Origin of the sequence: Modestobacter marinus, from assembly GCF_019799945.1 — a bacterium.
GTDB lineage: Bacteria > Actinomycetota > Actinomycetes > Mycobacteriales > Geodermatophilaceae > Modestobacter > Modestobacter marinus_B.
This window is the reverse complement of record NZ_JABGCH010000002.1, coordinates 298298-324450: the sequence shown is the minus strand read 5'-3', so window position 1 is coordinate 324450 and position 26153 is coordinate 298298. Positions and strand designations below refer to the sequence as shown.

Below are 26153 nucleotides of genomic sequence, written 5' to 3'. Positions count from 1 at the left end.
AGGGGGTCGACGATGTGCGGGACCTGCGGATGCGGGGGGTCCGACGTCCGGGTCGAGGTGCTGGCCGGCGCCTCCCAGCACGGCGGGCACGAGCACATCGCCGTCCACCCGCACCCCTCCGGCCCGACCGGCGACGTGGTGGAGATCGAGACGGCGCTGCTGGCCAAGAACGACCACCTCGCCGCGCACAACCGGGCGTGGCTGGCCGAGCGGGGCGTCGTCGCGGTGAACCTGATGAGCTCCCCGGGCTCGGGCAAGACCTCGCTGCTGTGCCGCACGATCACCGAGCTCGGCCCGCTGCGGCCGGTGGCGGTGGTCGAGGGGGACCAGGAGACCCGGCTGGACGCCGACCGCATCCGCGCCACCGGAGCGCGCGTCGTCCAGATCAACACCGGCGCCGGGTGCCACCTCGACGCCGCGATGCTGGCGCGCGGGCTGGCCGAGCTGCGCCCGGCGCCCGGCTCGCTGGTCTTCGTGGAGAACGTCGGCAACCTCGTCTGCCCGGCGCTGTTCGACCTCGGGGAGGCCGCCAGGGTCGTCGTCGTCTCGGTGACCGAGGGCGAGGACAAGCCGCTGAAGTACCCCACGATGTTCGCGCTCGCCGACCTGGTCGTGGTCAACAAGGTCGACCTGCTGCCCTACGTCGACGTGCGGCTCGACCGGCTCGCGGAGCACTGCCGGTCGGTCAACCCCGGGGTCCGCGTGCTGCCGCTGTCGGTGACCACGGGGGAGGGGATGCAGCCGTGGCGTGACTGGCTCGTGGCCCGCTGACCTCCGCGGACCTGACCCGTCCCCGGGCTCCTTGACACGGCCGGGGTGTGAGCGTAGTCACACGCCTACCCGCACACATGGGCCGAGAGCCGGCCCCCAGCGGCAGTCAGGGGTCGTGGCCCCACCGGTCGTGCCGAGGCCCCGGGAAGCGTGGCGACATGACGTCCGCATCCACCCGAGAGGCCGCGCGGGCCGCTGAGGACACCCTGATCCACGTGCTCTGGATCAACGCCGGGCTCAGCTGCGACGGCGACTCCGTGGCCCTCACCGCGGCCACCCAGCCCAGCATCGAGGAGATCGCGCTCGGTGCCCTGCCGGGCCTGCCGCAGGTGGCGGTCCACTGGCCGCTGATCGACTTCGAGTGCGGCCCCAAGGGCGGGGCGGACGACTTCATCGAGTGGTTCTTCAAGGCCGACCGCGGCGAGCTCGAGCCGTTCGTGCTGGTCGTGGAGGGCTCGATCCCCAACGAGGCGATCAAGGACGAGGGCTACTGGTGCGGGTTCGGCAACGACCCGGCCACCGGCCAGCCGATCACCACCAGCGAGTGGCTGGACCGGCTGGCCCCGAAGGCCACCGCCATCGTCGCGGCGGGCACCTGCGCCACCTACGGCGGCATCCACGCCATGGCCGGCAACCCGACCGGCGCCATGGGCGTGCCCGACCACCTCGGCTGGGAGTGGAAGTCGAAGGCGGGGATCCCGATCGTCTGCGTGCCGGGTTGTCCCATCCAGCCGGACAACCTCTCCGAGACCCTGACCTACCTGCTCTACCTGGCCACCGGGCAGGCCCCGATGATCCCGCTGGACGACGCCCTCCGGCCGACCTGGCTCTTCGGTCGCACGGTGCACGAGGGCTGCGACCGGGCCGGCTACTACGAGCAGGGCGACTTCGCGACCGAGTACGGCTCCCCGAAGTGCATCGTGAAGCTGGGCTGCTGGGGCCCGGTGGTGAAGTGCAACGTGCCCAAACGCGGCTGGGTCAACGGCGTGGGCGGCTGCCCCAACGTCGGCGGCATCTGCATCGGCTGCACCATGCCCGGCTTCCCCGACAAGTTCATGCCGTTCATGGACGAGCCGCCGGGCAGCCGGCTCTCGACGGCCGCGTCGGGGGCCTACGGCGCGGCGATCCGGCGGCTGCGGACCATCACGACCCGCACCGTCGACACCGAGCCCCGCTGGCGGCGACCGTCGCCCGAGCTCGTGACCGGCGCCGAGCGGACCTGGTGAAGGGCGGCAGACGATGACCGTGACCCAGCCCCGCATCGTCGACAGGGAGGCCACCACCAACCTGGTGGAGATGGCCTGGGACCCGATCACCCGGATCGTGGGCAGCCTGGGCATCTACACGAAGATCGACTTCGACGCCCGGGAGGTCGTCGAGTGCCACAGCACCTCGTCGATCTTCCGCGGCTACTCGATCTTCATGAAGGGCAAGGACCCGCGCGACGCGCACTTCATCACCAGCCGGATCTGCGGCATCTGCGGGGACAACCACGCCACCTGCTCCTGCTACGCGCAGAACATGGCCTACGGCGTGAAGCCGCCGCACCTGGGGGAGTGGATCGTCAACCTCGGCGAGGCCGCGGAGTACATGTTCGACCACAACATCTTCCAGGAGAACCTGGTCGGGGTGGACTACTGCGAGAAGATGGTCGCCGAGACCAACCCCGGCGTCCTCGCGCGGGCCGACCGGACCGAGGCCCCCCACGCCGACGCCCACGGGTACCGGACCATCGGCGACGTCATGCGGTCGCTGAACCCGTTCTCCGGCGAGTTCTACCGCGAGGCGCTGCAGGTCAGCCGCTGGACCCGGGAGATGTTCTGCCTCATGGAGGGGCGGCACGTGCACCCCTCCACGCTCTACCCCGGCGGGGTCGGCACCGTGGCCACGATCCAGCTGATGACCGACTACCTGACCCGGCTCATGCGCTACGTCGAGTTCATGAAGAAGGTCGTGCCGATGCACGACGACCTGTTCGACTTCTTCTACGAGGCGCTGCCCGGCTACGAGCAGGTGGGTCTCCGCAGGACCCTGCTCGGCTGCTGGGGCTCCTTCCAGGACCCGGAGCACTGCAACTTCGAGTACCGGGACATGACGGACTGGGGCCGGAAGATGTTCGTCACCCCGGGCGTCGTCGTCGACGGGAGGCTGGTCACCACCGACCTGGTGGACATCAACCTGGGCATCCGGATCCTGCTCGGGAGCTCTTACTACGAGGACTGGGTCGGCCAGGAGGTCTTCGTCGAGCGGGACCCGCTGGGCAACCCGGTCGACGTCCGGCACCCGTGGAACCAGCACACCAACCCCCGGCCGCAGAAGCGCGACCTGGACGACAAGTACAGCTGGGTGATGAGCCCGCGCTGGTTCGACGGCCGCGACCACCTCGCGCTGGACACCGGCGGCGGCCCGCTGGCCCGGCTGTGGTCCACGGCGCTGGCCCAGCTGGTCGACATCGGCTACGTGAAGGCCACCGGGCACAGCGTGCAGATCAACCTGCCCAAGACCGCGCTCAAGGGGCCGGTGACCCTGGAGTGGCACATCCCGCGGTGGAGCAACACGCTCGAGCGGAACCGGGCCCGCACCTACTTCCAGGCCTACGCGGCGGCCTGCGCGCTGCACTTCGCGGAGAAGGCGCTCGCCGAGATCCGGGCCGGCAACACCAAGACGTGGGAGTCCTTCGAGGTGCCCGACGAGGCCATCGGCTGCGGCTTCACCGAGGCCGTCCGCGGCGTGCTCAGCCACCACATGGTCATCCGCGACGGCAAGATCGCGAACTACCACCCGTACCCGCCGACCCCGTGGAACGCCGCCCCGCGCGACTCCTACGGCACGCCGGGCCCGTACGAGGACGCGGTCCAGGGCCAGCCGATCTTCGAGGAGAACGACCGGGAGCACTTCAAGGGGATCGACATCATGCGCACCGTCCGCAGTTTCGACCCCTGCCTGCCGTGCGGCGTGCACATGTACCTCGGGAACGGGAAGACGCTGGAACTCACCCACTCGCCCACCCAGTCGGTCACCGGCGAGTGAGCGGCCGACCATGACGGCGGCGGACCGGGCCCCGCCCGAGGGCGGCGAGCTCGACCTCGGGGCCACCGGGGAGCGCATCGAGGCACTGCTGGAGGCCGCCGCCGCCGGCGGACGGGTGGCCCGGGAGCGGGCCGAGGAGCTCGTGCGGCTGGTCGCCGACCTCTACGGCGCCGGGCTGGAACGGCTGCTGGGGATCCTGCACGACACCGGCCGGCTGGACGACGACCTGCTCGACCGGCTGGCGGCGGACGAGCTGGTGGCCGGCCTGCTCACCGTGCACGGCCTGCACCCGGAGGACGTCGGGACCCGGGTGCTGCGCGCCCTGGACGGCGTCCGCCCCTACCTCGGCTCGCACGGCGGGGACGTGGAGCTCCTCGGGGTCACCGGGGACGGCGTGGTGCGGCTGCGGATGCTCGGCAGCTGCGACGGCTGCCCGTCGTCCGCGGTCACCCTGACCCTCGCCGTGGAGACCGCCGTCCGGGCGGCCGCGCCCGAGGTCACCGGGATCGCGGTGGAGGAGGCGCCCGCCGCCGGGACGGTCATCCCATTGGCCGCGCTGCGCGCGCGGCTGGACGGCGACCACCCGTCCGCCGAGGCCTCCTGGACGGCGGTGGACGGGCTCGGCGACCTGGCCCCGGGGCAGCTCGGCGCGTTCTCCGTGGCCGGCATCCCCGTGGTCGGCGCCCGGATCGCCGGCGACCTGTACGCCTACCGCGACCGCTGCCCCCGCTGCGGCGGCAGCCTGGCCGGCGGGCTGGTCGAGCGGCGGCTCGGCGGCTCCGCCGGGGACGCGGTGCTGCGCTGCCCGGCGTGCGCGGCGCACTACGACGTCCGCCGCGCCGGCCGGGGGCTCGACGGGACCGCCGACCACCTGGAGCCGGTCCCGCTGCTGGTCACCGACGGCGGCGTGGCGCTCGCCGTCCCCGCCGGGGCGGGGACGTGACCAGCGCCCGCCCGCGGCCCGGGGCCGATGCGCTCGCCGTACTGGCACGGGTGCGGGCGAACCGGCCGGCGCCGGCCGCGCGGGAGCGGTGCGAGATGTGCGGCGAGGAGATCGGCGAGCAGCACCCGCACGTGGTGGACCTGGTCGGCCGCGGACTGCTGTGCGCGTGCCGCCCGTGCGCGCTGCTGTTCACCGCCGAGGCCGCCGAGCAGCGCTACCGCGCGGTGCCCGACCGGTACCTCGCCGTGCCCGGCCTCGCGCTCTCGGCCGGCCAGTGGGACGAGCTGGAGATCCCGGTCGGGCTGGCGTTCTTCTTCACCAACTCGGTGGAGCACCGGACGGTGGCGTTCTACCCCGGCCCGGCCGGGGCCACCGAGTCGGAGCTCCCGCTGGGCGCCTGGGACCGGATGGTGGCCGCCGACCCGGTGCTCGCGCGGATGGCCCCCGACGTCGAGGCACTGATCGTCCGCATGCCGGACCGCAACGGCGCCGGGACCGCGGCCCACGTGGTGCCGATCGACCGCTGTTACGAGCTGGCCGGTGCCCTCCGGCTGGCCTGGCGCGGGTTCGACGGGGGCTCGGAGGCCCGCGCCCTGCTCGACGCCTTCTTCGCCGACCTGGCCGATCGCAGCACGCGCGCGGCGGAAGGGGCAGCGCCGTGACCCCGCAGCTGTCCTTCGCCGTCCTCGACGTGGTGCCCGAGCCGTACGCGGTCACGCCGAACCTGCTCGCCCGGGTCCGGGTGGAGGAGGGCACCGGCGAGCCGGTGCACGCCCTGGCCCTGCGGGCGCAGGTGCGGATCGAGCCGCAGCGACGGCGTTACGACGACGAGGAGGAACGGGCGCTGCGGGACCTGTTCGGCGACCGGTCGCGGTTCGCGCAGACCCTGCGGCCCTTCTCCTGGCTGCACACCTCCACCGTGGCTCCCGGGTTCACCGGCGCCACCGAGCTGCAGCTGGTCCTGCCGTGCACGTACGACTTCGACGTCGCCGGCACTCCCTACCTGCACGGGCTGCGGGACGGCGAGGTGCCGCTGCTGTTCCTGTTCAGCGGGACGGTCTTCGGCCGCGGCGCCACCGGCTTCGCCGTCACCCCGGTGTCCTGGGAGGCGGAGGCGCGGTACCGGCTGCCGGTCGCGGTGTGGCGCGACCTGATGGAGGCGCACTTCCCGGGCAGCGAGTGGGTGCGGATGCGCCGGGACACCGTCGACGCCCTCGCGCAGCACCGGTCCCGGCGCGGCCTGACCAGCTGGGACGACGTCGTGACCACGCTGCTCGCCGAGGCCGGGCAGCCGGCGGGGGAGCCGGCCGGGCCATGACCCTCGCGCTGGCGCGGCTCGCCGCGGACGCCGTCCTCTACGAGGGGTACCTGCTGTACCCCTACCGGTCCACGGCGGCCAAGAACCAGGTGCGGTGGCAGTTCGGCGTGCTCGGCCCGCCGGGAGCCGCCGAGGCCGGGGTGGGAGAGGAACCGGACCTCGCCGTCCAGTGCCTGCTGCGCGCCGGGCCCGGCCCGGTGACGGTGACCGTGCACCTGCGCTGCCTCCAGCTGCAGCGCCGGCAGGCCGAGCGGGCCCACGCGGACGGCACCGTCGAGGAGGTCGGCGAGCTGCGGGCCGGCGACCGGGTGTGGACGACCTGGGACGAGGCGGTCGCGGTCGAGCGGGAGCTCGGCCCGGTGCCCGTGGACGAGCTGCGCCGGGGGGTCGACCGGACCGTCCTCGTGCCCGGCGGCGAGGACGTCGAGCCGGTGCCGGGCGGCCGGCTGGTCCGGCGGCGCGGGCCGCTGCGGGCGGCGGTCTCCCTGCGCGCGGACGACGACGGCCCGCTGCTGCGGCTGGAGGTCCGGGTGGCCAACACCGGGGACCGGGTCGCGGACCGGGACGCGGCGCTGGCCTCGTCGCTGCTCGGCGCGCACCTGCTGCTGGTGGCCGGGGGAGCGCGGTTCGTCTCGCTGCTCGACCCGCCGGCGGACGCGCGGGCGGCCGCGGGACGCTGCCGTCAGCACCGCTGCTGGCCGGTGCTCGCCGGCGGCGGCGGTCAGGAGTCCGAGGTGGTGCTGGCCTCGCCGATCATCCTGTACGACCACCCGGCGGTGGCCCCGGAGAGCGCCGGGGCGCTGTTCGACTCCACCGAGATCGACGAGATCCTCACCCTGCGGGTGATGACGCTGACCGAGGAGGAGAAGGCGGCGGCCCGGGCCACCGACCCCCGGGCCGCGACCATCATCGACCGCTGCGACCGGCTGACCCCGGTGGAGCTCCAGCGCCTGCACGGCATCCTCCGCGACCCGCACCCGGCCCTGACCGGCGACGACTGGTGGGCCGCGGAGGCCGCGGCGCCGGTCTCGCCGGAGACCGACGCGGTGCTGGTCGCCGGGGTGCGCATCGCGCGGGGCAGCCGGGTACGGCTGCGCCCGTCGCGGCGGGCCGACGCCCAGGACATGTTCCTCGCCGGTCGGGAGGCCGCCGTCAGCGCCGTCCACGTCGACCTCGACGGCGCGACGCACGTCGCCGTCACCGTCGACGACGACCCCGCGGCAGAGCTGCACGACTGGTACGGCCGCCACCTGTACTTCGCCCCCGACGAGCTCGAACCCCTCGTCGGGACACCGGACGTCGACCAGCGAGAGGAGACCCCGCCGTGAGAGTGATCGGCATGCTCACGACCGCGCTGCTGAGCGTGGCCGTGGCCGGAGCCGTGGTCATCGGCATCCGATCGGTGCCGGACGTGAAGCGCTACCTGTCCATGCGGCGGATGTGAGCGCGGCCATGACCGGACGAGGACGGGACATCGTCGACGCCGATGACGGCACCGACCCGGGCACCCAGCTGCAGGAGGAGTCGCAGTCCGCCCGCGGCGCTCCCGGCTCGCGGGACACCGGCTCCGACGAGCCCGCCGGCGGGCCGGTCGACCGGCCCAGCGGCCGGCCGGCCGAGGACACCGACACGACGGTCGACCCGCAGGGAGCCCAGCCCGGCGCTCCGGACCTGCCGACCGGCGACCAGGCCGGCTGACGACCGGCACCACGGACGGAGTACGGATGACCAACACACCCGACCCGGGCCCGACGGACGTCGAGGGCCGGGTGCTGCCGCCCTACGAGGGTCGCCGGGAGAGCGCCGACGTCGCCGACGAGCAGGCGATGCACCGCGGCGGGGTGACCGTCGGCGGCGCGACCGGGCCGGTCGAGAGCGCCCAGCGCAAGGCACCCGAGCCGGCCGACACGCCCCGCGGCGCGGTCGCCTCACCGGCCGAGGAGCAGCCGGCCGAGGGGGCATCCGGCGGCGTCCCCGGCCCGGCGTCGGTCGGACCGGCCCACCACCCCGGCACTCCGCGCGGTGAGGACGCCGGCGAGGAGGACTTCGAGGAGTACGGGGGAGAGTCGTAGGTGGCGGCTCCCGCGGCAGCCCGGGTGCTGGTCGCCGGCATCGGGAACGTCTTCTGCACCGACGACGGATTCGGTCCGGAGGTGGCCCGGCGACTGGCCGGGCTGTCCTGGCCCGACGGCGTCCGGGTGGTCGACTACGGCATCCGCGGGCTGCACCTGTCCTACGACCTGGTGGACCCGTGGGACACCGTCGTCCTGGTGGACGCGGTGCCCGACCGGGGTGCGGTCGGGACCGTGGCCCTGGTGGAGATCCTGGCGGACGACGGCGGGCACGCCGCGATCGACGCCCACGGCATGGACCCCGCCACCGTGCTCGCCACCCTGGCGGCGCTCGGTGGCCGGCTTCCCGAGCGGACCCTGCTGGTCGGCTGCCAGGTCGCCGACACCGGCGAGGGCATGGGGTTGACCCCGCCGGTCGCGGCCGCCGTCCCGGTGGCCGTGGAGACGGTGCGGGCCGTGGTGGCCGGGAACCGCCGGCCGACGGAGGTGGGCTGAGGTGTGCCTCGGGATCCCCGGGCGGGTGGTCGGCATGGTGCCGGGCTTCGGCGACCAGCTCGCCCTCGTCGAGGTGGAGGGGGCGGCGCGCAGGGTCAACATCGGGCTGCTCGACGAGCCGCCGCAGGCGGGTCAGTGGGTGCTCATCCACATGGGCTTCGCCGTCGAGACCACCGACGCGGCGGGGGCCGGGCAGGCGATGAGCGGCCTGGAGCTGATGGGCCGCGCCCGCGACCCCGGGGAGCAGGTCGAGTGACGTGGCCGGGCTGCGACCCGCCGTCCCCGGCCCGGTGCTGTTCGCCCGGTATGCGTTCCCGCCCAACTCCCACGGGTTCTGCGGGCCGGCCGACTCCGGCGGGCTGTTCGAGTACGGCGTCGCCGGGCGGGACGACGGCGGGCTGCGGGCGATGGCGCGGCAGTTCGCCGGGGCGTGGCCGTACCTGGAGCTGATCGCCGGGGCGACGGGTCTGCCCGACCCGCTGGACCGCCGGGTGGTGGAGGCGTACTGGATCGGCACGCCCCGGCTGGACCGGGTGGGCACTCGCGCGGTCGGCGACTCGATGGAGGACCGCTTCCGGTGCATGACCGGTGCCCGGTTCGGCAGCATCACCGAGGGCGTGCTGGCCGGGGGAGTGCCGCACCACAGCTTCGCCGTCTTCTGCATCTACCCCTACACGGGGCTGCTGACCGACCGGCGCAAGGCGCCGCAGGCGCTGACCGTGCTGGACCGGTGCCGGATCCGCTGGGGCCGGGTGCTGAGCGTCGCGGGCGACCACGCCGTGGTGGAGAGCCGTCCGCTGACCTGGGACGGGCAGACGTTGGGTCTCGGCCCGCCGCAGGCCGAGACGGCGGTGCGGTCGGTCGACGGCGTCGGGCTGGCCGGCTCGGTGCAGGCCGGTGACTGGGTGTCGCTGCACTGGGAGTGGATCTGCGACCGGCTGACCGCGCCGCAGGTCGCGCGGCTGGAGGGGTACACCCGGCGGCACCTGGCGATCGTCAACGACCGCGCCACCCGGTCCGTGGTGCCCGCTCTGCTCGGCTGAGGCCTCGAGCGACCCGTGCAGTCCGTCGCCTGCTCGTCGAGCAGGTACAGGACCCAGGGGGACGGGACGTCTCCAGTTGTGCGGATCGGCGTGGCGGACGTCGCCGTGGGGTAGTGGAGCACGCATGAGGACAACGAGGTCCAGGCGGGGGACCAGCATCGGGATGATCCTGCTGCTGGTCTGGCTGGCCATCGGCGCGCTCGCGGCCGGCCAGCGTGGCTACTTCACCAGCGGCGACACCAGTTGCGCCTCGACGAGCACGATCATCATCACGATCGTGGCGGGGCCGCTGAACTACCTCGGCGTCAATCCGCAGGTCGAGTGCCCCTCGCTCCCGCAGCCGAGCGAGTAGCGGTCCCTTCGCCGCGGTCGTCCTCCCGGCCCGGCCTGAACCCCGCCGTCGCGGTGCGTCGGGCCGGTCGAAGCGATGTCCCCTGAGTCGTCGGATCGGCCGCCGCAGACGCCTCGCGTTGCCCACTCGAGGGCACGGCGGGCGGATGTCTTCGGCGGCAGTGCGTCCTCGCCTCGCCGTGAGCTCCGCCACTCGAGGAAGCGGCCGGACGCATGACCCCGCACGCCAGAGCCTCGCCTGCCGGCGGCCGCGCGCCTCGTCGGCGGCTGTGATGGCCGTCCTATGGGAGAAACCGTTTGATCGCTCTACGCTTGGGATAGTTAACGGCAAGTAGCGGGTTCAACCACGTGCCTCTTCTGCAGCGGGTGAGACGACGACGTTCTGCCGCCGCGAATCCCCATTTCCCCCGGTTAGGGACACATGACAATCCGCTCGTCGCATGCTCTTGAACGCCCCGACGCCACTCTCCGCTACTGGACCAGTCAACCGGCGGCGCCGACCACCCGTCCCACCTTGGTCCTGCTCCACGGCGCCACCCTCGACCACCACGCCTGGGCCCCCCAGGTCGAGGCCCTGCAGGACCGCTTCCCGATCGTGACCCCGGATCTGCGGAGCCACGGCGCGTCCACCGGCAGGTTCGACTTCGCGGCCGCCGTGCACGACGTCGAGGCACTGCTGGAGGTCCTCCCCGCGGACCGGATCGTGCTGGTGGGGCACAGCCTGGGCGGAAACATCGCCCAGGTGCTGGTGGGCAGGGGCAACCCCCGCGTCCGGGCCATGGTGATCGCCGACGCCACCTGCAACACCGCGGCGCGTCACCCTATGGAGGCGTGGATGAGCGTCGCCGCGTTGCATGCCCAGGCGGCGGTCGAAGGGGCCGCGTTCGCGCAGCGAGCCGCGCGAGCGACCGCCATCCAACCGAAGGTGCAGCAGTACGCGCTCGACGCGAACCGCCACCGGTCCAACCACGAGACCGTCGGCATCCTCGCCTCGCTCCTCACGGACGCCCTTCGGCCCGACCCGAACTACCGCCTGCCGGTGCCGACGCTCCTGGTCTGCGGCGAGCTCGACGGCATCGGCGACGTCGCCCGCGGCAGCCGGGCGTGGGCGCGACGGGACGCGCTGGCCCACTACGCCGAGATCCCCGGCGCGGGCCACGCGAGCAACCTGGACAACCCCGAGGCGTTCACCGACGTCCTCGAGGCATTCCTGCGCGGGGTCCTGCCACTCGAGTCGGACGCCACAGCCGCAGCGGAGCGCGTGTACGCCTGATCCGGAGGCGGCCCCCGGGGCACCTGCGTCCGGCCACCACCCCACGAGCACGGTCGTGGGGTGGTGGCCGACGCCGTCGGCCCGATGCGATCACCCTCGTCCGTCGTGCCCCGGCAGGGACCAGCCGTGCAGCAGCGTCCAGCGGATCCGCTCGCCGACCGGCCGGCAGGCGCCACCGGACTCCCGGATCAGCAGCTCACCGAGCGGGGTGTCGACCAGGTGGTCGGTGTGCGGGCCGCGGAACCAGCTCCCGCGCACCTTCCCCTCCAGCGGCCCACCCAGGCGGGCCCACCCCAGGCGCACCAGCAGCTCACCGGACCCGTCGGGGGCGTCGATCACCGACGCGGGGCCGGTGAGCCGGGCGGCGAACGCGTCCACCGGCTGGGCGTAGACCTGCTCCGGCGTGCCGACCTGCACCAGCCGGCCGGCGTCCAGCAGCGCGACCCGGTCGGCCAGCCCGAGCGCCTCCTCCGCGTCGTGCGTGGCGTACACGGCGGCCGCCCCGCTCTCCCGCCGCCGGCTCGCCAGCTCCTCCAGGAACACCCCGCGCACGTGGGTGTCCAGATGGGCGGTGGGCTCGTCGAACAGGTACACAGCCGGCCGGCGCGCCAGCGCCCGGGCCAGCCCCACCCGCTGCTGCTCCCCGCCGGAGAGCTCGGCGGGCCGCCGGTCGGCGAGGTGGGCGACGTGCAGCCGCCCGAGCAACGCCCGCCCCTCGGCCCGCGCCTGCGCCCGGGACTCCCCGCGGCGGCGCGCCGGGTAGGCCACCGTGTCCAGCGCGGTGAGGTGCGGCCAGAGCGCGTAGTTCTGGAACACCACGGCGAGGTCCCGGCGCTCCGGCGGCACGGGCCGGCCGGCGCCGCTGACCGTCCGCCCGCCCAGCCGGACGACGCCGGAGGTCGGTTCCAGGAACCCGGCCACCGCGTGCAGCAACGTGGACTTGCCCGAGCCGGAGGGCCCCAGCAGCGCCAGCACCTCGCCCGGTAGCACCTGCAGGCTCACGCCGCGCAGCGCCGCCGTCGTCCCGTGGTGGACGACGAGGTCGGTGACCTCGACGGCCGGCTCAGCCGACACCGGCCGGCACCTCGCGGGCCGGCGCGGACCACCGGCGGGACGCCCACCACAGCAGTCCCGCGGGGAGCGCGACCAGCACGGTGAGGACGACGGACAGCGCCGCGGTCGGCCCGATCCGGCCGAGCTCCTGGCTGTTGAGCACCACCACGGCCAGCGTCTCGCTGCCCGGGCCGTAGAGCAGGCTGGACATGGTGACCTCGTGCAGGGCGGTGAGGAAGCACAGCAGCCACGCGCCGAGCAACGCCGGGGCGAGCGGCGGCAACGCGACGGTGCGGACGGCGGTGAGCGCGCCCGCGCCGCTGACCCGGGCGGCGCGCAACTCGTCGGGCGGGAAGCGGTCGAGGGCGCCGGCGATCGGCCGGTGCGCGACCGCCCACAGCTTGGCCAGGTACGCCAGCAGGATCAGCGTCAGCGTCCCGGACAGCCAGCGCCCGTAGGCGAGCAGCAGCCCGACCGCCAGCGTCGAGCCGGGCAGCACGAGGGTGAGGGTGGTCAGCGTCGCCGCCGTCCGCCCGGCGCGCCGGCGCTCCGCGACGGCGACCAGCCCACCGAGCAGCACGAGCAGCGTGGCGGCCACCAGCGCCAGGGCCAGGCTCCGCCCGAGCGCCTCCGCGGTGCGCGGGGTGAGCACCGTCCGGAAGTGGTCCAGCGCCCAGTTGCCCGGTGTCGGTGGCACCCCCACGGCCCGGGTGATCGAGGCGAGCAGCAGCGCGGCGAGCGGGAGCCCCGCGGTCAGGCCCGCGTAGCCGCCCAGCGCGAGGGTCTGTCCCCGCAGGACCGCCGGGCGTGCCGGGAGGGCGGCCGCCGGGCGGGCGTCGGCCGGCCGCTGGGACCGCAGCCGGGGAGCGAGCAGCACGTCGGCGGGGGCGGTGCAGGCGGCGGTGACCAGCACCAGGACGACCGCGAGCGTGACCGCCCGGACGAACGAGGTGGGGTCCCCGCCGAGCGAGAGGTCGGCGTAGATCTGCGTGGTCACGGTGCGGAAGCCGGCGGGGGCGCCGAGCACCTGGGGGATCGCGAAGCTGCCGAGGGTCAGCACGAACACCAGCACGCCGGCCGCGGCCACCGCCGGCAGCGCCAGCCGCACCGTCACCGTGACCGCGGTCGTCGCGGCGCCCGCGCCGGAGATCCGCGCGGCCCGCTCGAGGTCCGGCTCGGCCCGTGCAGCCAGCGCGACGGCGACGACCAGGTACGCCAGCGGGGCCGCGTTCACGACCAGGACGAGCCACACCCCGGCCGGGCCGAGCAGGCCGGCCCAGTGCACCCCGAGCAGGGTGTCGGTGAAGCCCGCCCGGGCGTAGGCCTGGGTCCAGCTGTAGCCGAGCACGAAGTCGGGGACGAGCAGCGGCAGCAGGACGGCCGCCTGCCACAGCGCCCGGCCGGGGAGGTCGGGCCGCCGCAGGACCAGGGCCAGGGCGACCCCGACCGGAACGGCGGCGAGGGTCACGGCCCCGGCGAGGACGACGGTGTTCCGCAGCGCCTCACCCAGCCCCGCGGGCCGCACTCCGGGCCACTCGTCCGCCGCGACGAGCGCCAGGCGCAGCAGCGGGTACCCGACGAGCACTGCCAGCAGGACGACGGCCGCGACCGCGGTGCCGGTCCGGGCCCCGGCCGGCCGCCCCACGCGGGACACCGGTCAGCCGCCGAAGACCCGCTGGTACCCACCGAGGACGGCGTCCCGGTCCGCGGCGATCGACGTCCAGTCGGGATGGACGACCGGCGCCCCCGCGGGCACGGAGGGCCCCGTGACGCCGGGCCGGGTGGGGTATGAGCCGGACGCGCCGATGGTCTGCTGCCCCTCCGGGCCGACGGCGAAGGAGATGAAGTCCTGCGCGACCGCGGAGTCGGCGCTGGCGGTGGCGAGCGCGACGGGTCCGTAGACCGCCACCGCGCCCGGCTGCGGCCACGCCACGGCCACCGGCGACCCGTCGTCCACCGCGGCGTAGGCGGAGTTCGCGGTGGTCATGCCGAGGTCGTAGAGGCCCTGGGCCACGCCGGTGGTGACCTCGTCCGGCGTGCGCACCTGGACCGCGCCGGCGTCCGCCAGCCGCTGGTAGAAGTCCAGGCCGTAGCCGGGATCCGCGGCGAACCAGCCGAGCGCGCCCAGGGCCGAGGCGGCCACCGAGGGGTCGGGGACGGCGACCGTGCGCCCGGCCGCGGGCAGGTCCGCCCACGTCGCGGGCGCCGGGACGTCCGTGCGGTGCACCGCGACCATGTACAGCAGGTGCGCGCCGACGTAGTCCGCGGTGCGGAACTGGGCGGGGATCGCGTCGGCCTCCGGCGGCGTCCAGCCACCCACCAGGCCCTGGTCGACCAGGTCCTGCACGGTGAGCGGGTCGCACCCCCAGAAGACGTCGGCCCGCAGCCCGCCGGACCGCACGTCGGCCGCCACCCGCGCGTTCAGCTCACCGGTCGGGGCACGGAACAGGTCGACGGAGGCGCCCGGCGCGCTGTCCTCGAACGCCGCGATCACCGGCTGGACGGTCTCGTCGCTCAGGCAGGTGTAGAGGGTGAGGTCCTGCGCGGCGGTGCCGGCGTCGGTGGTCGGCTCCCCGCAGGCGGCGAGCACGAGGACTCCCGCGGCGAGGACCCGGAGCCGCGCCGGTCGTCGGGGCCCGCCGGCCTGCCCGGACGGGCGGCTGCACAACGTCGTCGGCATGGAGACTCACCCCGCCGGGAGGCTACGGCGCGGCGACCGACCGGGTAAGGGGATCGGGGACCGCGCGACGGCGGACGGCGAGGTACCACTCCGCGACGAGCAGGTTGGGCACCCAGGACAGGAACGGCACGAGCAGGTACGCGCGTTCGAACGCGGTGTCGCCGTCCACGCCCCACACCCCGATCTGGACCGTCGTGAGCACGCCGAGCCACAGCCGGAGTGTGACGGCGGCGTAGGTGAGCGCGAAGGTGCGAACCATCCAGCGCCGGTGCGCGGTCACGTCCCGCCGGCGGATGACCCGGAAGGCGGTCGCCGCGAACCCCAGCCACAGCAGCGCCAGCAGCCCGAAGCCCGCGGTGCCGACCGGGCCGGCGGCGTTGTGCGGCGCCAGGACCAGCCCGGCGAGCCCGGAGAGGGCGATGGCGACCAGGACGACGCGGCCGACCGCCCGGTGCGCGGTGAGGGAGCGGAGGCGCAGCCGGGTGGCGAACTGCAGCGGGGACAGCAGCAGGGCCAGACCACCGCAGGCGATGTGCAGGTAGAACGCCAGCTGGACGGCGGACGACCGGCCGGCGTAGTTGGTGGCCAGCGGCTGCTCCTGAGCGGCGAGGTCGGCAAGCGAGTTCACCGCGTACGGCAGCGGGGCGAAGACGGCGATAGCGAGGGCGCTGAGCGCCATCCACCAGAACGCGGTGCGCGTGCGCCAGGTGGAGTGCCAGGTCGTCGTCGCGGTCTCCGTCAGCGTCATGCCGGAACTCCGAACTCCCCGTGCGGTGCCGAGGCTCCTCCGCGCGGCGCGGCGCGCACAAGGGCGTCGTCGTGGTCGGTCCGGAAGCGGGCGGTCCCCCGCGTCCCAGAGCCCGGACCTGGGCGGACGCCGTCCGACGGGGACGTGACCATGCTCATGCCCGGCCGTGGCGCCTCGGTCCCGCTCCGGCGCGTCGCGCCGCTACCCTGCGGCGCAACCGCAGAACGGCCGGACGGCCGACCTGCCTCGGCACCGATCACCGGAGACACGAGCATGATCCGCCGCAAGAAGGCCGCGACCGGCGTCAACGTCACCTTCGTCCTGGACCCGGACACCAGCCCCGCGCACGTCTCGGTCGTGGGCGACTTCAACGACTGGACGCCGGGGACGCACGTCCTGCGCAAGCGCAGCAACGGAACCCGCAGCGTGTCGATCGCCCTGCCGGTGGGCCACCGCACCCACTTCCGCTACCTCGGCGAGGGCGGCCACTGGTTCGACGACCCGCAGGTCGACGGCCACGATGCGCAGGGCGCGTACCTGGTCCCATGAACCGTCCCGTCGGCTGACGGGTGGGGCACCGGTCGCGGAGGCCGGGGTACGGGCGACGCCCCCCGGCCTCCGCGCTGAGGTGCGGCCGCGCCGGAACGTCTCGGGGTGGTGACGCACGGGAACGGGATTGCCGTCCTCGGCCGCGAAGTGGGTCCCCGAACGCCGCCACGACCGGGACACTGCGTGAACTGCCGACCGCCAGCCGAACGCAGGAGGCGCGAGATGATCACCGCCGACGCCGGGCCCCGGACACGCGACCGCTCTCGGCCGGGGAAGGCGCTGGTGCTGACCGCGGCGCTCCTGGCCTTCCTCATCCACCCGCTGGCCTCCCCGGCCCGGGCCGACACGATGTTCGGGCACGACATCTCCTGGCCGCAGTGCTCCTCGGCCGACGGGGGGTACGGACTGCCCATGCCGCCGGAGGAGACCGACTTCGTGATCGTCGGCCTCACCCGCGGGCGGGCGTTCACCGAGAACCCGTGCCTGGCCGACCAGGTCCGCTGGGTGCGCGACCACGACAAGCCGAACCACGCCTACGCGATGGGCACGTTCCCCTCGCCGGCCCAGTTGGCGGCCCACGGCGACGACGGGCCCTGGGAGGTGACGCGGGCGGGGCAGTTGCGCAACGTCGGGTACGCCGCGGCGGAGTTCGCCGTGGAGTCGATGGACGGCCTCGACTGGCGCCCGCCGATGGTGTGGATCGACGTCGAGGCGCAGCGGGCCCAGCCCTGGCCGATGGGATCACCGGCGCGCGAGGAGGAGAACCGCTTCGTGCTCGAGGGCCTCATGCGGGGACTGGAGGACAACGGCTTCGCCTACGGCCTGTACTCGTACAGCGCCGGGTGGCGGGAGATCACCGGCAACTGGGACCTCCCGACCGTCCCGGTGTGGGCGACGGCCGGCAGGCTCCAGCACCCGGACGAGGCGCTCGAGCGCTGCTCGCAACCCAGCTTCTCGGGCGGTCCCGTCTACATCGCGCAGTGGTACGACGACACCCGCGACTACGACCGCACCTGCAGCGGGTTCTCCTTCTGACTGTTCTCCTTCTGACCCCCGCAGACCCACGGGAGGCGGGCGGGGACGCCCCAGGTCACGCCGCCCGGAGGCTCGGTGCGGTCACGGCGGTCGGTGCGTCCAGGACGTCGAACTCCCGGACGCTGATCCCGTGCAGCGCCGGGTTGGCCGCCATGCCCCGGAACACCTCGGTGTCGCGGGACCGGTCGGCGTCCTCCCGCGAGGCGAAGAGGTACACCCCGCCGTAGGTGCCGGACGCGGCGTCGCCGAGCCACCACTTGGCCAGCAGGCCGGGCCACTCGACGAACGCGGGCGCGACGGCGACGGCCGAGCGGGCGTAGTCCTCGGCCGGGACGGACAGGCCGAAGGTGACGATGCGGACGTACATGACGGTGCCTCCTGGCGGTCGGTGCTGACGGAGGACGACGCTAGGGACACCGGCCGGCCCGCTCATCGGCCGGACGCTCCATCCCGGGATGGAGCGACGGATGGAGCGTTCGCCGGATGAGGGCGGCACGGCGCCGCTCCTAGCTTCTCCGGCCATGGACACCACCACTCGCCCCAGGACCCGCTCGCTGTCCGAGGAGACGCTGCTCCGGCTCCGCGAGCGCGCCGCGGACGCCGATGCCGCGGCTGTCTACCCCGTCGACGACCTCGCCGACCTGCGGGCCGCCGACTGGTTCCGGGCGGCGCTGCCCGAGGACTTCGGCGGCCTCGGCCTCGACCTCGCCGCCCTCGCCAGGGAGCAGCGCCGAATGGCGCGTTTCTCCCCGGCCACCGCGCTGTCGACGTGCATGCACCACTACTGGGTCGGCCTGGCCGCCGACCTGCACCGGATAGGGCTGCCGGGTGCGGACCTCATCGCGGGGTACGTGGCCGACGGCGAGCTGCTCGCCTCCGGGCACGCCGAGGCCGGCAACGACGTCCCGGTGGCGCTGTCCACCGCGTCCGCCCGCCGGGTGGCGGGCGGCTGGCGGATCACCGGGCGCAAGATGTTCGGTTCCCTCGGCGAGCACTGGGACCGGCTGGGGTTCCACGCCATGGACTCCTCCGACCCGGCCGGGCCCGTAGTGGTGCACGGGTTCGTCTCCCACACCGCCGCCGGTGTGACGACGGTCCGCAACTGGGACGCCCAGGGGATGCGGGCCACCGAGAGCCACGACACCGTCCTCGACGACGTGTTCGTGCCGGACTCCGACGTGCTCTGCATCGTCCCGGCCGGCCCGGCCGCGCATCCGGCGGTCACGGTCATGCAGATCTGGGCGCTGACCCTGATCGCCAACGTCTACGTCGGCATCGCCGAGCGCGCGCTGGAGATCGCGGTCGCGCAGGCGGCCCGGCGCAGGTCCATCGCGATCCCGCGCGGCACCTTCGCGCACCACCCCCTGGTGCACTCCCAGGTCGCGGACATGTACCTGGCGCTGGACGCGGCCCGCGGCTGCGTCGACGCGGTCGCCCGGGACTGGGTGGCCGGCGTCGACCACGGACCGCTGTGGGGCCCGAAGGTGCTGGCGGCCAAGTGGCAGGCCACCGTGGCCGCGAACCGGGTCGTGGACCTGGCCTGCGAGGTCGTCGGCGGCGCCTCGTTCCGGCGGGGGACGGAGCTGGAGCGGCTGTCGCGGGACGTGCGGGCGGCGCGGTTCCACCCGGGCAGCGACGCGTTCACGCACGAGGTGATCGGCAAGGCGCTGCTGGGCGTGGACCCGGCCGGACCCCGCTGGTGACGGTCAGCCGACCAGCCCCGCGGCCACCGCCGCCCGCGCCGCCTGGGTGCGGTTGTGCACGCCCAGCTTGATGAAGATGTTGCTGACGTGCCGGTTGGCGGTGCGCTCGCTGATGAAGAGCGTCTCCGCCAGCTGCACGTTGGTCATCCCGTCGGCGAGCAGGGCGAGGACCTCCTGCTCCCGGCCGGTGAGCGTCAGCACCGACGGCCGGGCCCGTTCCGGCGGGCTCCCGGGGGAGGGGGTGGCCTGCTCGGCCAGCACGTGGCGGCCGATCCAGCCGTCCACCCCGCCGGCTCCGAAGTCCAGGCACACCAGGACGAGGCGCCGGTCGCCGACGGCGACCTCCCCGACGACGTCGAAGCCCATGACCCGCAGCACCGGGGCGGCGGCCGGCCAGTCGGTGACGACGGAGTACACCCGGCGCAGCGTGGCCCGCATCTCGAGGTAGGTGCGCTTGAGGTCGACGACGAGCGTGCCCACCTCCGGGCTGCTCCGCTCACCGGCCCGGCTGCCCAGCGCCCACCGGAACACGAGGGCGTCCGCGCCCGGCGGCATCGGCTCGCGCCGCAGGTGCGCGACCGCGGCCGCCACCGCCGGGTCCTGCCCCAGCTCGCCGGGGTGGGCGCCGAGCACCGCCGTGGCGGAGAACCCGGCGACACCGCCGTCCGCCCCGCGGACCACGGCGAACGCGTCCCTCCGGGCGCGCCACCACCGCTCGGCGAGCCGGGCGGACTCCGGGCCCTCGAACCGGGCGGCGATCGCGATGACCGCGTCGTGGTCCTCGGCGCGGGCCTGCTCGGCGGGGTGCTGCAGCAGCCCTGGCGGCGCGTACGCGTTGCGCACCAGGGGGTTCTGCACGAGGTGCAGCAGGTCGGCGGTGCCCTCCCAGTCCGGGGCGGCGGCGAGGCCGGCGAGGATGGTCCGGGCGGCGCGGGCCCGCAGCGCGCGGACCCGGACCGGGTCGCGCAGCTCGAGCGCCTCCAGCAGGACGGTCGCCGCCACCCCGGCGAACTCCAGTCCGGTGCGGGTGACCGTGGTGAACGGGAGCGACCGCAGCGTCCGCCAGGCATCCTGCGGGTCCTGCTCGTCGACGACCGCGGCGAGCAGCGGCAGGGTCACCCGCCGGAGGACCGCTGCGGCCTCCACGGTGGCCCGCTCCTCGGGCGCGAGGTCGTCGAGGAGGACGGCGAACAGCTCCTCGACCACCTCGGCCGGCGCGCCGGACGCGAGCGGCAGCCCGGGACGGCGGGCCAGTGCCTCCGCGGCCACGACGGCGGCGAGGGGGTGCCCGCGGGCGAAGCGCCGGATCCGCGTGGCGTCCGCGCCCCGCACGCCGCGGGCGGCCAGGAGGTTGTCGACGTCCCCGGGCGGCAGGGGCCCGACCGCCAGCTCGGCCAGCAGGGTCCGCCAGCCGGGGGCGGTGCGCCAGGCGACGTTGGGACCGCGCCGGCCGACCAGCAGGACCGGAACGGTGGCGGGCAGGGCAGCGGCCAGGTCGTTGCGGATCCAGCCGTCGAGCAGGTTGAGCCGCTCGAACGCGTCGACGACGAGGACGTCGACCCCCGCGCCGGCGATGGCGTCGACGGCCGCGGCGACCGACGGCGGGGCAGGCACGCCGAGCGCCGTCCCGAGTGCGGCCAGCGCTCCGGGGACCGTCGGTTCGGTGTGCCGGCCGTCGAGGTGCACCGCGCGCAGGGGGAGCGCCGCCAGGGTCGCCTCGACCAGTGACGTCTTGCCGATGCCGCCGGGGCCGTGGACGAACACCGCCGCCGGGCCGTCCGGCCGGAGCAGCTCGGTCAGGCGGGCGCGCTCCTCGGCGCGGCCGACCAGCGCGGTGGCCGCGGCAGCCGCGAGCCGGTCGGAGACGGATCCCCGGGGCTGCAGGACACCCATCCGGCGATGCTAGGGCGGTCGCCGGGGCGGTGGAGCGCGCAACGGGCTCAGCGGCGGGTAACCGCCTGGCTCGCGGCGACCGCGGCCCGCGCCAGCCGCAGCCCCTCCCGCGCGCTCCGCACCCGCGGCGCCCAGCCGGTCGCGTCGGTGAACCGCCGGTGGGACACCCGCTGGCTGCGGAGGAGGAACCCGAGCCGGCGCCCCAGGGCGAGCCGGACCAGGGGAGTGGGCGGTCGGTGGACCCGCTCCCGGCCCACCGCGGCGGCCAGCGCCGCGGCCAGCTGGGCCCGGGTGAGCGGCTCGTCGTCGACGACGTCGAACGTGCCGGACAGGCCCTCCGTCTCGACGGCGGCGACGAGCGCGGCGGCGGCGTCCTCGTCCCACACCAGCGGCTGGAAGGCGTCGGCAGGCCCGACGAAGCCCGAGATCCCCTTCTCGGCGAGGGCCAGCACGTCCCGCGTCGCCGCCGAGTGCGGACCGTAGATCCCAGCCATGCGCAGCACGACGCCGTGGCCGCCGGCCGCGGTGAAGCGGGCCACCTCCTGCTCGGCGACCACCGTGGACCGCAGGACGTCGGTGGGCGCGATCGGGGAGCCCGCGGAGAGCCATGTCGCCCCGCCGTCCGCGTAGACCAGGGCGAAGCTCGGGTACACCAGCACCCCGACTCCCTGCGCCAGTGCGGCGTCGACCAGCAGCCGGGTCCCCTCCGCCCGGAGGCGGTCGTTCTCCGCCCAGGCGGAGCGGCGCCGCGCCGTCGACATCGGTGCGATGCGCGTCGCGAGGTGCAGCACCGCGTCGACCCCGGCCAGGCCGGTGGTGAGCACCCCCGGGTCGAACAGCGAGCCCTGGACCGGCGTGGCCCCCATGCCCGCCAGCCTGGCCGCCGATGCGGACGTGGTGGCGACGGCGCGCACCGCGTGCCCGCGCTCGCGGAGCAGGGCGACGGTGGGCGTCCCGAGGGCGCCCGTCCCGCCGGTCACGAACGTCGACACGGGGTCCTCCTCGCGGCTGCCTGCCCGTTGCCCGACGGGGCCGACGGTAGGAGCCGGGCGGGCCGGTGCGACCCGGCGATCGTGCCGGTCCACGAGGCGGGGTTCCGGAGCATCCTGCGGGGGTTCCCGAATGCGAGGAGGCACCCGCGATGCACCGCACGGTCACCGTCCTGCTCGGCTGGTTCACGTTCTTCGGCCTGGGCGTCGGGATCTGGCAGATGGCCGCGCCCGAGTCGTTCTACCGGGACTTCCCGGGCTGGGGCCGGCACTGGGTCAGCGTCGACGGCCCGTACAACGAGCACCTGCTCCGCGACGTCGGGCAGGGCAACCTGGCGATCGGGGTGGTGGCCCTGGTGGCGCTGCTCACCGGGGGCGTGTGGCTGGCCCGGGCGACCGGTCTCGCAGCCCTCGCCGCCTACCTGCCGCACCAGGCCTACCACCAGGGCAACCTGCACGTCCTGGAGACCGCCACCGACCAGGTCCTGCAGACGGTGACCCTGAGCCTGGTCTCGGTCGCCGCCGTCCTGCTGGCCGTGCTGGCCTTCCGGCTGCCCACCGGGCCGGCCGGCACCCCCGGCTCGCCGGCGGCCCGGTCGGCCCCGCAGGGCGCGCACGGGTCGTGACCCGGCCGGCCGGGCCGGCTCAACCGGAGCGGGTCGCGGCCAGCCGGTCCAGGGGCAGGTGGGCGAGCTCCGTGCGCGAGGCGATGCCCAGCTTGGCGAAGACGTTGCGCATGTGGAAGTCGACGGTCCGCTGGGAGAGGAACAGCAGCGCCGCCACGTCCCGGTTGGAACGGCCGAGAGCGGCGTACCGGGCGACCTGCAGCTCCTGCGGGGTCAACCGGGCGTTCGGGCCCGGCTGCTCGGTCCGGACCGACCGGCCGGCGGCGCGGAGCTCGCGCCGGGCCCGGTCGGCCCACCGCTCGGCGCCGAGCGCGCCGAACCCCTGGACGGCCGCCTCCAGCGGCCCCCGGGCGTCGAGCCGGCGTCCGTGCCGGCGGCGCAGCTCCCCGCAGGCGAGGGCCGCCCGGGCCCGGTCCAGGGGGCGGCCCGGCGTGCCCGGCCGGCCGGCGTGGGCGAGGCAGCGCTCGGCCTCCGGGGGTTCGGCGACGAGCGCCCGGGCGTGGGCCTGGGCGCAGGACAGGCCGGCCTGCGCCGGCTCACCTCCCGGGACCAGGTGTCGACCCACCGCCGGGCGAGTCCGGCCTCGCCGGCGTGGACGGCGGCGTCGACCCGGTCGACCAGGGAGGCGGCCAGGACGGCGGGATGGCCGATCTCCCGCATCGCCGCGAGCGCCTCGGCGGTCCGGCCCTCGGACAGCCGGAGGTGCCCGTGGGCCCAGGCCACCTGCTCCTGCAGCAGCACCAGGCCGCGGGGCCCGGCCACCCGCCGGAACTCGTCCGCGAGCGACAGCAGCGCCGGCTCGTCCCCGCGGAAGGCCGCGAGCTGCGCCAGACCACCGAGGAGGTGGCCGACCACCTCCTCCTGGCCGGTCGCGCGGGCCAGCTCCAGCGCCTCCTCGTAGTAGGCGGTCGCCGAGCCCCAGCGCCCGGCTCCCACCTCGCAGGCCGCCAGCCGGTTCAGCGCGTAGGGCAGCAGGCCCAGCTGCCCCGCGTCGCGAGCGGCCTGCACCGACCGCTCGAACAGCGTCTGCGCCGTCCCCTCGTCGCCCAGGTACCACGCCGCGCGACCGGCCTGTGCCAGCGGCACCACCCCCGTCAGGGACCGTCCGGCGTCGACGACCCGGCGGAGCAGCGGGGTTGCCCGGTCCCGGTCACCGGCCAGGAACGCCCCCATCCCGACGACGAGATCCCGGAGCACCCCGTCGTCGGGGTCCGGCGGCGGGCCGCGGCGGCCGGCGATCGAAGCCGCCTCCCGGCAGCCGGCGAGGTTCCCGTCGATGGAGGCCGCCTCGGCGGCCTCGGCGAGCAGGCGCACGGCCTCCCCGTCGTCCTCGGCCTGCTCGGCGGCCCGGACGAGGACGGCGAAGGCCTCCGCCGGACGGCCGCAGTGGAACTCGATCGTCCCGGCGAGCCGGTCGAGCTCCCTCCGCAGGGGTCCCGTCGCCCCGGCCCGCGCCCGGGCGGAGAGCTCCCGCGCGCGCCCGGTCTGCCCGGCGAGCCAGGCGTCGACGGCGGCCCGCACGAGGTGACCGCTGCGGTCGTCCACCGGGGCGAGGCCGGCCGCGCGCTCGGTCGCCGCCGAGGCCGCGTCGAAGGCGCCACGGTCCCGGGCGCGCGCGGCCGTCGCGAGCAGCCCCGCCGCCGCCTCACGGTCCGGGGGCACCGCGGCACCGGCGCGGTGCCAGGCGCTGCGGTCGGGGTCCGCGGCGAGGGCTCCGGCCAGCGCCCGGTGGGCCGCGCGCCGGTCCGCGGACCCGGCGTCGCGCAGGATCGCCGACCGGACCAGCGGATGCCGGAACACCAGCCGGTCCTCGACCACCGCCACCAGCCCGCTGTCCTCCGCGGGGGCCAGCGCGTCAGCTGCGACGTCCAGGTGGCGGCTCGCGGCGAGCACGGTGCCGGCGCTGCCCGTGTCGTCGGCCGCGGCGACCAGCAGGAGGGTGCGGGTGGCGTCCGGCAGCCGGCGGAACCGCGCCAGGACCAGACCGGCGAGGTCGTCGGTGAGCGGCAGGGGGACCGGGAGCGGAGCGGCACCCCGCAGCTCCGCTCCCGAGAGGGCCGACCGCAGCTCCAGCAGCGCGAAGGGACTTCCCCCGGTGGCCTGGACCAGACGGGCGGCGACCTCCGGTGGCGCGGGGGTGCCCAGCGACTCGCCGAGCAGGACGGCGGCCGAGGCGGGATCCAGGCCCGGCAGCCGGTGCTCGGGCAGCCCGCCCCCGGGAAAGCGGGAACCGTCGCCGTCCCGCGTGGCGAACAGCACCGCGATCCGCTCGGCCAGCAGGCGCCGGGCGGCGAACACCAGGGCGTCCGCCGAGGCGACGTCGAGCCAGTGCGCGTCGTCCACCAGGCAGAGCACCGGCCGTTCCTCGGCGGCCTCGGCGAGCAGGCCGAGCACGCCGACCGAGACGAGGAAGCGGTCGACCGGTCCCCTCCGCGCCAGCCCCAGCGCGCTGCGCAGCTCGTCCGCCTGGGGTGGCGGCAGGGCGGGCAGGTGGGCGAGCACGCCGCGCAGCAGCTGGTGCAGTCCCGCGAAGGCCAGTTCCGACTCCGACTCGATGCCCTGGGCGCAGAGCACGGTCATGTTCCCGGCCCGCTGCCGCGCGGCGCCCAGCAGGGCGGACTTGCCCATCCCGGCGGTCCCGCGGAGGACCAGTGCCCGGCCTGTGGAGCCGCGGGCGTCGTCCAGCAACCGGTCGATCAGGCCCAGCTCCACCGCCCTGCCTGCGAGCACGCCGCCACGCTAGCGAGACCGGGGGAGGAGCAGAACCGGTCCGCCGAGCGCTCGCTGCACGCCGGCCCTGGACCCGGCGATCCTGCCGGTCCGCGGGCCGCCCTCCGGGTGCCAGGGTGACGAGGCGAGGACGGAGAACCGAGGGAGGCCCGCATGGGGACCACCGACGTCCAGGTGCTCGTCGTGGGAGCCGGCCCGACCGGCCTGTCCCTCGCCTGCGACCTGCTCCGGCGCGGGGTCGGCTGCCGCGTCGTCGACCGCGCGGTCGCGTTCCACCGGCGGTCCCGCGGCAAGGGCCTCCAGCCGCGGACCCTGGAGGTCTTCGACGACCTGGGGATCGCGGAGCAGGTGCTCGCGGCCGGCCGCCGGGCCCACCGGCTGCGCCTGTACGCCGGGGGCAGGCTGGTCGCCGACCTGTCGGTCCCGTCGCGACCGCCGCGCCCCGGCGTCCCGTACCCCGACCTCGTCATCCTCCCGCAGTGGCGGACGGAGGAGCTGCTGCGGAACCGGCTCGCCTCGCTCGGCGGAGCCGTGGAGCTGGGCCGCGAGCTGGTGGCCCTGGCACAGGACGAGGGTGCCGTCACGGCGACGCTCGGGGGCACCGCCGGCCCACCCGAGGTCGTGCGCGCCGACCACGTCGTCGGGTGCGACGGCGGGCACAGCACGGTGCGCGAGCTGGTCGGCCTGCCGCTGCGGGGGAAGGGCAGGCAGGAGCGCTTCGTGCTGGGCGACGTCGAGATCGACGGGTTGGAGCCCGGGGTCGCCGTCGCCTCGTTCGACGGGCGCGAGTACCTGGCCGCCGATCCGCTCGACGGGCGCGGGACCTGGCAGGTGCAGGCCGCCGTTCCCTC

28 protein-coding genes and 1 pseudogene are annotated in these 26153 nt (G+C 75.5%); 20 read left to right on the top strand and 9 right to left on the bottom strand.

The genetic code is table 11. The features are described from left to right. Positions 1 to 12 precede the first annotated feature (12 nt). From hypB to HK417_RS03365, 15 genes are all read left to right on the top strand, one after another. Positions 13 to 771 carry a hydrogenase nickel incorporation protein HypB gene (gene hypB / locus HK417_RS03430; protein ID WP_222263298.1) on the top strand — a complete coding sequence of 253 codons (759 nt, stop codon included), beginning with the start codon at positions 13 to 15 and terminating at the stop codon, positions 769 to 771. A gap of 158 nt (positions 772 to 929) precedes the next feature. Further along, positions 930 to 1997 (top strand): hydrogenase expression protein HypE, encoded by a 1068-nt coding sequence (locus HK417_RS03425; protein WP_222263296.1) that lies wholly within the window; start codon positions 930 to 932, stop codon positions 1995 to 1997. Positions 1998 to 2010: 13 nt separating this feature from the next. Continuing rightward, positions 2011 to 3801 carry a nickel-dependent hydrogenase large subunit gene (locus HK417_RS03420; RefSeq protein WP_222263294.1) on the top strand — a complete coding sequence of 597 codons (1791 nt, stop codon included), beginning with the start codon at positions 2011 to 2013 and terminating at the stop codon, positions 3799 to 3801. Between the two features lie 10 nt (positions 3802 to 3811). Further along, positions 3812 to 4744: a NifU family protein gene (locus HK417_RS03415; RefSeq protein WP_222263293.1), complete on the top strand. Its 933-nt coding sequence runs from the start codon at positions 3812 to 3814 to the stop codon at positions 4742 to 4744. Next, positions 4741 to 5406 (top strand): DUF5947 family protein, encoded by a 666-nt coding sequence (locus tag HK417_RS03410; RefSeq protein ID WP_222263291.1) that lies wholly within the window; start codon positions 4741 to 4743, stop codon positions 5404 to 5406. The genes HK417_RS03415 and HK417_RS03410 overlap by 4 nt, the downstream gene beginning before the upstream one ends. Continuing rightward, the gene (locus tag HK417_RS03405; protein ID WP_222263289.1) at positions 5403 to 6062 is read left to right on the top strand and encodes a DUF6084 family protein; all 660 of its coding nucleotides are present in this window, start codon (positions 5403 to 5405) and stop codon (positions 6060 to 6062) included. Before HK417_RS03410 ends, HK417_RS03405 begins: the two co-directional genes overlap by 4 nt. Then, positions 6059 to 7390 (top strand): hypothetical protein, encoded by a 1332-nt coding sequence (locus HK417_RS03400; RefSeq protein WP_222263287.1) that lies wholly within the window; start codon positions 6059 to 6061, stop codon positions 7388 to 7390. The genes HK417_RS03405 and HK417_RS03400 overlap by 4 nt, the downstream gene beginning before the upstream one ends. Next, positions 7387 to 7506, top strand: a complete 120-nt coding sequence (locus tag HK417_RS27250; protein WP_439957900.1) for a DUF6893 family small protein — start codon at positions 7387 to 7389, stop codon at positions 7504 to 7506. Before HK417_RS03400 ends, HK417_RS27250 begins: the two co-directional genes overlap by 4 nt. Positions 7507 to 7514: 8 nt before the next feature. Then, positions 7515 to 7760: a hypothetical protein gene (locus HK417_RS03395; protein WP_222263286.1), complete on the top strand. Its 246-nt coding sequence runs from the start codon at positions 7515 to 7517 to the stop codon at positions 7758 to 7760. 26 nt (positions 7761 to 7786) lie between these two features. After that, the gene (locus tag HK417_RS03390) at positions 7787 to 8134 is read left to right on the top strand and encodes a hypothetical protein (protein WP_222263284.1); all 348 of its coding nucleotides are present in this window, start codon (positions 7787 to 7789) and stop codon (positions 8132 to 8134) included. After that, on the top strand, positions 8135 to 8629 hold the full coding sequence (locus tag HK417_RS03385) for a hydrogenase maturation protease (RefSeq protein ID WP_222263282.1): 495 nt from the start codon (positions 8135 to 8137) through the stop codon (positions 8627 to 8629). A 1-nt stretch (position 8630) separates the two neighbouring features. Then, entirely contained in the window at positions 8631 to 8885 is a 255-nt protein-coding gene (locus HK417_RS03380) for a HypC/HybG/HupF family hydrogenase formation chaperone (protein ID WP_222263281.1), read from the top strand. Between the two features lies 1 nt (position 8886). Then, positions 8887 to 9672: a DUF6390 family protein gene (locus HK417_RS03375; RefSeq protein ID WP_222263279.1), complete on the top strand. Its 786-nt coding sequence runs from the start codon at positions 8887 to 8889 to the stop codon at positions 9670 to 9672. Positions 9673 to 9796: 124 nt separating this feature from the next. Beyond that, positions 9797 to 10024 carry a hypothetical protein gene (locus HK417_RS03370; RefSeq protein ID WP_261325744.1) on the top strand — a complete coding sequence of 76 codons (228 nt, stop codon included), beginning with the start codon at positions 9797 to 9799 and terminating at the stop codon, positions 10022 to 10024. A gap of 513 nt (positions 10025 to 10537) precedes the next feature. Then, complete coding sequence (locus HK417_RS03365; protein WP_222263278.1) at positions 10538 to 11296, top strand: alpha/beta fold hydrolase; 759 nt, start codon at positions 10538 to 10540, stop codon at positions 11294 to 11296. 90 nt (positions 11297 to 11386) lie between these two features. On the opposite strand, the gene HK417_RS03360 is transcribed toward HK417_RS03365, so the two are convergent. Genes HK417_RS03360 through HK417_RS03345 form a run of 4 tightly spaced genes read right to left on the bottom strand, consistent with a single transcriptional unit; the run spans position 11387 to position 15777 of the window. Beyond that, positions 11387 to 12370, bottom strand: coding sequence for an ABC transporter ATP-binding protein (locus HK417_RS03360; RefSeq protein ID WP_222263276.1), 984 nt, complete (start codon positions 12368 to 12370; stop codon positions 11387 to 11389). After that, complete coding sequence (locus tag HK417_RS03355; RefSeq protein WP_222263274.1) at positions 12360 to 13994, bottom strand: ABC transporter permease; 1635 nt, start codon at positions 13992 to 13994, stop codon at positions 12360 to 12362. Before HK417_RS03355 ends, HK417_RS03360 begins: the two co-directional genes overlap by 11 nt. 12 nt (positions 13995 to 14006) lie before the next feature. Beyond that, a complete protein-coding gene (locus HK417_RS03350; RefSeq protein ID WP_222263273.1) occupies positions 14007 to 15029 on the bottom strand; it encodes an extracellular solute-binding protein in 1023 nt (340 codons plus the stop codon). A 22-nt stretch (positions 15030 to 15051) separates the two neighbouring features. Further along, a complete protein-coding gene (locus HK417_RS03345; protein ID WP_222263271.1) occupies positions 15052 to 15777 on the bottom strand; it encodes a DUF2306 domain-containing protein in 726 nt (241 codons plus the stop codon). Positions 15778 to 16050: 273 nt separating this feature from the next. On the opposite strand from HK417_RS03345, the gene HK417_RS03340 reads away from it, so the two are divergent. Both HK417_RS03340 and HK417_RS03335 read left to right on the top strand, forming a co-directional pair. Then, positions 16051 to 16326, top strand: coding sequence for an isoamylase early set domain-containing protein (locus tag HK417_RS03340; protein WP_222263269.1), 276 nt, complete (start codon positions 16051 to 16053; stop codon positions 16324 to 16326). A gap of 222 nt (positions 16327 to 16548) precedes the next feature. Next, complete coding sequence (locus HK417_RS03335) at positions 16549 to 17361, top strand: hypothetical protein (protein WP_222263268.1); 813 nt, start codon at positions 16549 to 16551, stop codon at positions 17359 to 17361. 55 nt (positions 17362 to 17416) lie between these two features. Here HK417_RS03335 and HK417_RS03330 read toward each other — a convergent pair whose 3' ends face one another. Continuing rightward, positions 17417 to 17728: a YdhR family protein gene (locus HK417_RS03330; protein ID WP_222263266.1), complete on the bottom strand. Its 312-nt coding sequence runs from the start codon at positions 17726 to 17728 to the stop codon at positions 17417 to 17419. A 154-nt stretch (positions 17729 to 17882) separates the two neighbouring features. Between HK417_RS03330 and HK417_RS03325 the strand changes: the two genes are divergently transcribed. Then, entirely contained in the window at positions 17883 to 19064 is a 1182-nt protein-coding gene (locus HK417_RS03325; RefSeq protein WP_222263264.1) for an acyl-CoA dehydrogenase family protein, read from the top strand. Positions 19065 to 19067: 3 nt separating this feature from the next. On the opposite strand, the gene HK417_RS03320 is transcribed toward HK417_RS03325, so the two are convergent. Continuing rightward, on the bottom strand, positions 19068 to 20957 hold the full coding sequence (locus HK417_RS03320) for a helix-turn-helix transcriptional regulator (protein ID WP_222263263.1): 1890 nt from the start codon (positions 20955 to 20957) through the stop codon (positions 19068 to 19070). Positions 20958 to 21004: 47 nt separating this feature from the next. Further along, on the bottom strand, positions 21005 to 21949 hold the full coding sequence (locus tag HK417_RS03315) for an NAD-dependent epimerase/dehydratase family protein (protein WP_222263261.1): 945 nt from the start codon (positions 21947 to 21949) through the stop codon (positions 21005 to 21007). A 149-nt stretch (positions 21950 to 22098) separates the two neighbouring features. Between HK417_RS03315 and HK417_RS03310 the strand changes: the two genes are divergently transcribed. Then, positions 22099 to 22572 (top strand): hypothetical protein, encoded by a 474-nt coding sequence (locus HK417_RS03310; RefSeq protein ID WP_222263259.1) that lies wholly within the window; start codon positions 22099 to 22101, stop codon positions 22570 to 22572. Positions 22573 to 22591: 19 nt separating this feature from the next. Here HK417_RS03310 and HK417_RS03305 read toward each other — a convergent pair whose 3' ends face one another. Then, a complete protein-coding gene (locus HK417_RS03305; protein WP_222263257.1) occupies positions 22592 to 22789 on the bottom strand; it encodes a response regulator transcription factor in 198 nt (65 codons plus the stop codon). Then, positions 22786 to 25302 (bottom strand): ATP-binding protein, encoded by a 2517-nt coding sequence (locus HK417_RS03300; protein ID WP_222263255.1) that lies wholly within the window; start codon positions 25300 to 25302, stop codon positions 22786 to 22788. Before HK417_RS03300 ends, HK417_RS03305 begins: the two co-directional genes overlap by 4 nt. Before the next feature lie 153 nt (positions 25303 to 25455). Here HK417_RS03300 and HK417_RS26880 point away from each other — a divergent pair. Beyond that, a pseudogene (locus HK417_RS26880) lies at positions 25456 to 26058 on the top strand (FAD-dependent monooxygenase); the annotation flags it as partial. Positions 26059 to 26153: the final 95 nt, after the last annotated feature.